At 30.1% G+C, this 8389-nt stretch carries 3 protein-coding genes; 2 read left to right on the top strand and 1 reads right to left on the bottom strand.

Annotated elements, in window-relative coordinates:
* Together PNO30_RS00895 and serS are read left to right on the top strand one after the other, a co-directional pair.
* The coding region (locus PNO30_RS00895; RefSeq protein ID WP_271986818.1) for a pneumococcal-type histidine triad protein at positions 1-3097 on the top strand (3097 nt) is incomplete at its 5' end.
* Positions 3098-3416: 319 nt separating this feature from the next.
* Positions 3417-4697 (top strand): serine--tRNA ligase, encoded by a 1281-nt coding sequence (gene serS, locus PNO30_RS00890; protein WP_271966115.1) that lies wholly within the window; start codon positions 3417-3419, stop codon positions 4695-4697.
* A gap of 139 nt (positions 4698-4836) precedes the next feature.
* Here the strand turns inward: serS and PNO30_RS00885 are convergent.
* The coding region (locus PNO30_RS00885) for a pneumococcal-type histidine triad protein (RefSeq protein WP_271986817.1) at positions 4837-8389 on the bottom strand (3553 nt) is incomplete at its 5' end.

Here is an 8389-nt window from a genome sequence, read left to right as displayed (position 1 = left end):
TTTTGGATTTATAGTTAAACACGGTAGTCACCAACACATAATACCTTATTCTCAACTAGTAGGTACAAAATGGGAATACTTAGTAAATAACACTGAAGCTCCAGCAACTACTACAAATACTAATACAACTGTAGTAAATACACCGAAAAGTAATATAGTAAATGACAGTCACCATGATCATCATGAACATTCATCAGATCACGAAGATTCAGATGGATATAAATTTAATCCTAAAGATATTGTAAGTGAAGATGAAAATGGTTATACAGTACGTCATGGAGATCACTTCCACTACATTCCTAAAAACAAAGTAGAAAAACCTGTAGAGGTAGTTAAACCAACTCCGGTTGTTCCTACACCTTCTTTACCTGAAGTGAATAAAGTGGAAAAACCAGTGGAGAATGTTAAACCGTCTCCAGTTATCCCAGTACCTTCTTTACCTGAAGTGAATAAAGTGGAAAAACCAGTGGAGAATGTTAAACCATCTCCAGTTATCCCTACTCCTTCTTTACCTGAAGTGAATAAAGTAGAAAAACCAGTGGAGAATGTTAAACCGTCTCCAGTTATTCCTGCTCCTTCTTTACCTGAAGTGAATAAAGAAGATAATAAAAAAGATAATGTTACAGAAGTAAAACCTAGCGTTTTATCATTCGCTGGAGTTCAATTTAAAACTAGTGATGGTTTTGTATTAGATGAAAATACAGTAGGTACTCCTACATCATTAGGATTAGTTATTGATCACAATGGACACCAACACTTCGTTTATTATAAACAATTAGTAAATTCTAAATTTGAAAAACTAATCCCTCAAAAATATTTAGAACAAGCTAAAAAAGAATATAAAGAATTAGAAGATAAAGTAACTGAAAAAATAAACTACTTAACAAGTAAAAATAATATTGATAAAAATACTATTAAATATGTTTCTACAGCAAAAGGGGATGCTCTTTCTTACAATGGAACAACTACACTTTTAGATGAAATAAATTCTGATAATAATGTTGCAACTCAACCTAAAGAGACTCCAAAAGCAGAAAATAAACAACCTGAAAGTAAGTCTGATAATAATAATAATAATAATGTTGCAACTCAGCCTAAAGAGACTCCAAAAGCAGAAAATAAACAACCTGAAAGTAAGAATGAAACTTATTCTGAAGAAGTTACTAAAAAAATTAACCATTTAGCAAAAATATTAGGTATCAATCCTAAATTAATTAAATTAGTAGAAACTGAAAATGGACAAGCATTAACTTATCCTCATGGTGATCACAGCCACACAGTGTTACTTAATGCAATTCATGTTGATGAGACTGAAGTAAATATTACTGATGAAATTCAAAAACAAATTAATTATATCGCTGAGGTTTATGGAGTACCAAAAGAAGCTGTTAAAGTTACAAAAGACTTCTTTGTATTTAACGAGCCTGCTCACGCATATGATCCAACTCATATTCACCCATACTTAATACCTCGTGATAAATTCCATATTCCTGAGGTTACAGGCGACGATGAAGTTGATTTCGAAAATGAATTACTTGCTTTATCAAAACGTACAGGAATTCCTGCTGATAAGATTAAACGAGATGGTGACAAATTTGTAATCCCTCATGGTGATCACGATCATTTCGTTAAAATCCTATCTAAAGGAGCAGATATTTACTATAAAAATAGAATTCCTAATATAACTGGAACTTATGTTGCTGGTGATTTTGACAAAGAAGCTGTATTTAAACACATTGATGAACTAAAAGCAAATAATATTGCTAAACATAGTAATGATAAAAAACAAGCAAATCGTGTTAATCGTGCATTAGATCAGTTACGTGCGACAATTGAAGAATTACCAACTAACTCTACCAAAGGTTACCTAGAAATGTTAGATAACTTCGATAAAAAATACATTCAAGAAGAAACAAATGCTGATACTTCTAAAAATGATGAATTTGTTAAAAAATATAATACTTTATTAAACCGTATTAAAGATAACGATATTGAAAAGTACAATCTTTCAAAAGTAGAGTTAACTAATGAATTAAACATAGCTAGTGAAAACAAAGATGTTAATACTTTAAACAAAATCAATCACTTATTAGATGAATTACAAAAATTTGAAGACCGTGAAAGTATTACTACAGTAAGTTATATAAAATATTTCTTAGAAAACATTGATAGTGACAAGATTGATAATAAACTACGTGAGGAACTTTCTTCACTTGTAAAAGATTCTTACGAATCTCAAGCATTTATAACAAGAACACCAATGAGAACACTTGTTACAAGACTTATCAATGCGAAAAATGCTCTTCATTATGCCCTTGAGCATAACACAAGTACTCAACCTGAATTTGGTGAAAACTATAATAAACTAAATGTAAAAGATGAAGATGGTATGACACTTCGTTCATCTGCAGATCAGTTCGCTAAAGAAGCAAATGATCCATCATTCCCACTTGAATTTTCTAAAGCAAATTATGATAACGCAGATTTCGAAAAATATGCAGGTAAAAAAGATGAAACTAATAATTCATCATCAAATAATGAAAGTAATAAAGAAGAAAATAACTCTACAACTAGTGAAAATAATAAGGTAGATAGTACACCAAGTGGTGAAACTAATACACCTAAAGATGAAAACACAACAAGTACTGAAAACAACACACCTAAAGATGAAAACACAACAAGTACTGAAAACAACACATCTGAAGACGAAAGTACAACAGAAACTAAAAAAGTTGAACTTACTCCAGAAGAATCTGCAAAATTAAACTTACTTGCTGGTATCTTTAGACTTTCTCCAGATAGTATGAATGTAATAGAAACACCATATGGAAAAGCTGTTAATTTCAACCTTGGTGGGAAAAATGAAACAATCTTAATTAACGATATAGATAAGTTATTAGCTGCCCTAGTTTCAAGCGCTAAACCAAAAGAAACTTCAGAAACAAATAACGAAAATAGTACAACTCTTAACGCAGAAAAAGAAGTTTCAAATTCTGAAAACAACACAACTTCAAATGACAATAAAGATAACACTAACGAAGAAACAACAACATCAAAATCTGAAAATACTACAGAGAAAACAGCCGAAGAAAAATAAATTAATTTCTAAAAATACTTGACAACAAAGCTTATCATAGAGTAAAATTGATTTAAATAAATATATATAATTTGATTATAGACATGTTTTAATCTAAAAACTTTTCCAGAGAGAGTACATTGGCTGAAAGTACTTATTGTTTATTTTAAAATTCTACTATAAATAATATCAAATATAATTTTTTAAGAATCTTTAAGATTGAATTTGGGTGGAACCACGGTATAGAAATTAATCGTCCCTTACGTCTTTGACGTAAGGGATTTTTTATTTTATATGTAAATTCGATTTTAAAAATAATATACAAAAGGAGAATATAAATATGTTAGATATTAAATTATTTAGAGCAAATCCTGAAATGGTAAAAGCAAAATTAGCTGCTAGAAACTTAGAGACTGGTGTAGTTGACTTACTTATCGACTTAGATAAAAAACGTCGTGAACTTCTTGTTCAAGTAGAAGACCTAAAAGCACTTCGTAACAAAAAAAGTGAAGAGATTGCAATCTTAAAAAGAAAACGTGAAGATGCTTCAGATGTAATTGCTGAAATGAAACACGTTTCTGATGAGATAACAACACGCGATATTGAAGTTAAACAAATTGCTGAAGAAATTAACGAAAAAATTATTAGAATTCCTAACTTAATTTCTGATGAGACTCCAATTGGAGAGAATGAAGATGAAAATATTGAAGTTCGCCGTATTGGTCAAGTTAGAGAATTTGATTTCGAACCAAAAGCTCACTGGGATCTAGTTGAAGAATTAGATATTGCTGACTTTGAACGTGCTGCAAAAATTTCTGGTAGTAGATTTGTGTTCTACAAAAAAGCTGGAGCTCTTTTAGAGCGTGCATTAATCAACTTTATGATTGATACTCATGTAGTTGAACATGGATATGAAGAATTTATGGTACCTCAATTAGTTAATAGAACTGCATTATTCGGTACTGGGCAATTCCCTAAATTCGTTGAAGATGTTTATACTGTTGAATCTGAAGGATTAACTCTTATCCCAACAGCAGAAGTACCATTAACTAACTACTACAACGGTGAAATCTTAACAGAAGATATGTTACCAAAAGGTGTTACAGCATTCAGTATTTGTTTCAGATCAGAAGCAGGAAGTGCTGGTCGTGATACTCGTGGTCTTATCCGTCTTCACCAATTCAACAAAGTTGAAATGGTACGTTTTGCAAAACCTGAAAATTCTTATGAACAATTAGAAATCATGACTGGTCATGCAGAAAGTATTCTTAAAAAATTAAACTTACCATATCGTGTTATCACTCTATGTTCTGGAGATACAGGATTCTCAAGTGCTAAAACATATGATATCGAAGTATGGTTACCAAGCTATAATGCATATAAAGAAATCAGTTCATGTTCAAACTGTACAGATTTCCAAGCACGTCGTGCAAATATGAGATTCAAACGTGAAGACACAGGTAAAATTGAATTTATTCACACTTTAAATGGTTCTGGATTAGCTGTTGGACGTTGTTTAGCGGCAATTATTGAAAACTATCAAAATGAAGATGGATCAATTACCGTACCAGAAGTTCTACGTCCATACATGCGTGGAATTACAAAAATCGAAAGAGATTAATTTCATTTTAAACTAAAAAAAATTCCAAGAGGTTTATATAAAAATCCTCTTGGAATCTTTTAATAGCTTAACACATTAAAAGTAGTGAAGAAAGATCCTCTCTTTTCAATCCACTACTTTTAATTTATGTAATATAGAGTTATATATCTATTTGAGTTTTTTCAAATTTATCTAGAGCTTGTAAATATCCATCTGTTCCTGTTACATGCCACGCTAAACTAACATCTCTGAAATTATTAAGCCAACTTAACACTTTTCTTAATTTAGCTGGATTATTAGCCAGTACAGTCTGTGCTTTGTTTTCTAATTCTGTTAGTCTACTGTTTACAACCGCTTCATCAATATTACCACTTACTTTTGGTATATCTATATAAGGTATTTTATTTTGATTATAGGTTCTCCATCCAGGACTCTTAATTGGATAATAGTGATTGTGATCCCCATGATTTACTATCATTTGTCCATCTTGTACTTGAATATGTTCAACAGTTGTATTCATACTACTTGCTAAAGCAGATATTTCTTTTTCAAAATCCCCTTCTAAGTCTGAACTCATCGCCGGAACAGTTATATCATTGAGTAAAAGACGCTTAACAGAACCATTATAATTAAAGACTAACGCATTATTATCAACTGAAATATCACTAGCATTTAATCCATAGAATAGAGCAATATAATTCTTCTTACTCTCTAATGTTGCTTTATCTATAGTCGTTGTAGTTTCTGCTTTCTTAACTAAAAATTCTTTTGCTTCTTCTAATTGCTTAGCTGATAATTCTGATTTTTTGATAAAGTGATTATGGTCTCCATGTTTTACAATATAGCCATCCCCTTCTTCACTAACTATATTGTTTACATCGAATACAAAATCATGTTCTTCAGCTTCATTATGATTATGAGCTTCTGAAGCGTGTCCCGCTTCAGTATTTGAGTGTTCTACAACTGAATCTTCTTTGTTAGCTATCTCGGTAGTTGGTATTACTAAATTATCTTTAACTTGTTTTCTTATTTCGTTCAATTGTTTTTCTAATTCAATTTGTTTATTTCTACTTTGATCTACACTGTAAGACATATCAAGATAAATAATACGCGCTTTTTGTTTTAATTCATCAGCAACTTCTGACGCTAATTTTTTCTCATCTTTTAGTTTCAATATTTCTTCTTGAAGTTTTTCAGCTTGTTCTGTAATATAATCAGCAGTTAAAGTATAATTCTCTTTTATATCTCCACTTTCGACTTTTTCAAAGTTACTCACTATTCCTTTTGGAATATTTTCACCACTAGGAATCTCTAACTCTTCTTTTGAAACTATATTACGACTTATATCTAAATATTCTAGCGTTTTGTTTTTTTCTTTTAACGTTAATGTTTCTACATAATTATTTGCCATTGTTAAGTATTTTAGAGCTGTAAGATTATTAACATTTTCCATTGTTCTAATAACATTATTGCTAACTGTTAAATTAATCAGTTTATCTTGTTTATTAGTTGGGAATTCACTAATCTTATTACCACTAGCATCCAAATTCTCAAGTGCAGATAGTTTATGAACGTTATTGATATCCTCTAGTTTATTATTTTTAATTTCTAGACTAGTAATTGTTTTGTTCTCAAAATCTAAACTGTCGATTTTATTATTGTTAACTTCTACACTCTCTAAAATTTTAGCATTTTTCAAATGAGATAATGTTGTTATTTTATTATCATTTGCTACTATTTTTTTCAATTTAGGTAAATTAGATACTACACTTAAATCTCTAATATTAGTATTATTTACCGTTAATTGCTCTAAACTATCATTTTTAAGAGTTGCTAACTCTAAACCGCTGTTATTAGATAAGAATAAACGCTCTAATTCATTTTTATTACTTAATGCATCTAATTTTGTAATGTTATTATTTTCAAGACTAACTGCTTTTAGATGATTTAAATCTTTTAGAGCCGATATATCCTTAATTTTATTATTGTCTAAATTTAACGACTCTAAATTAGTAAGATTTTTTAATACATTGATATTTTCAATGTTATTTCCTGCTGCAGAAATTAGTTTTAAGTTTGGATAATCTTTTAAAAACGAAATATCCTGAATATCATTTTCAGAAAAATCAATTCCTTCTAATGTTGGTATATTTTTTATAAATGAATAATCTTTAATACCCGTTCTTGATACGTATAATTGTTTTAATTTTTTAAATTTATAAACAGGGGTAATATCATCGATAGGTGTATATCCTATTCCAAGAACTTCTATATTTGGCATAAGTTCTAAACCACTTCGTTTAAGTGGATCTTTGTTTTGACCAATATTCAAGTACTTAACAGTTTTTAACCACTCTTTCATTTTTTCTACATTTGATTCATGTGCAGGAAAATCAGTATCTGCAGAAGCATGTTGAATATCATGTATAATATCATCATCAAATCCTAATTTTTTCAGCGTCTCAGCTCCTGAATTATTATGTGGATCTGCTAGAGGTTTAGATGTGTCTATATCTTTAACTAATATAGTGTGGCTATGATCTCCATGTGGATACACCAATGCTTTCCCTTCTGCTGTTTCAATTAATTTTATAGAACTTTTATCTATATTTAGTTGTTTAGCAACATAGTCAATTTTTTCTTCAATTTCTTTTTCTTCAGCATTATTTTGCTCTTCTCTATGGTTGTCATTTCCTTCTGAAGAATTATTCGCTGCTTCCGTTTTATCAGTAGAAGTATTATTAGCTGAATTATTACTTTCTACTTTATCTTTACTATTCGAATTATTTTTCTCCGTATTTTCTTTGACATTTATATCTTTTAACAACTCCGTTTTTCCATCGTAAGAAATTGCATCCCCACTTGGAGTAATAACATAGCTAAATTTATCTTTTCCTATGTTATTTTTTTGAGAAAGATAATTAATTTTATCATTAACTTCTTTTTCCAATTCTGCATACTCTTCTTTAGCCTTATTCAGATATTGATAAGGAATAAGTTTTTCCCACTGAGAATTAACCAATTGTTTATAAAATACAAAGTGTTGATGACCACTATGAGCTACAAGAAACCCTGTTGAAGTAGGCGTGATTACACTATCATCAGATAATTTAAACCCATCACTAGTTTCATATTGTACTCCTGCAAATGATAAAACGCTAGGTTTTACCTCTGTAACGTTATCTTTTTTATTTTCTTCTTTATTTACTTCAGGTAAAGAAGGCGCAGGAATAACTGGAGAAGGTTTAACATTCTCCACTGGTTTTTCCACTTTATTCACTTCAGGTAAAGAAGGAGTGGGGATAACTGGAGACGGTTTAACATTCTCCACTGGTTTTTCTACTTTATTCACTTCAGGTAAAGAAGGTGTAGGAACAACTGGAGTTGGTTTAACTACCTCAACAGGTTTTTCTACTTTGTTTTTAGGAATGTAGTGGAAGTGATCTCCATGACGTACTGTATAACCATTTTCATCTTCACTAACAATATCTTTAGGATTAAATTTATAATTATCTTCTGTACTTGATGAATCTTTATGTAGCTCTTGTTTTTCGTTACTTGTTGTATTATTTTTTGGAATATTCACAACCGTTGTATTTGTAGTAGCTGCTGGAGTTCCAGTGTTATTTACTAAGTATTCCCATTTTGTACCTACTAGTTGAGAATAAGGTATTATGTGTTGGTGACTACCGTGTTTAACTATAAATCCAAAA

The organism is Gemella haemolysans, from assembly GCF_028308085.1.
In the GTDB taxonomy this organism is placed as follows: Bacteria; Bacillota; Bacilli; order Staphylococcales; family Gemellaceae; genus Gemella; species Gemella haemolysans_D.
This window is presented reverse-complemented; position numbering and strand designations above follow the sequence as displayed.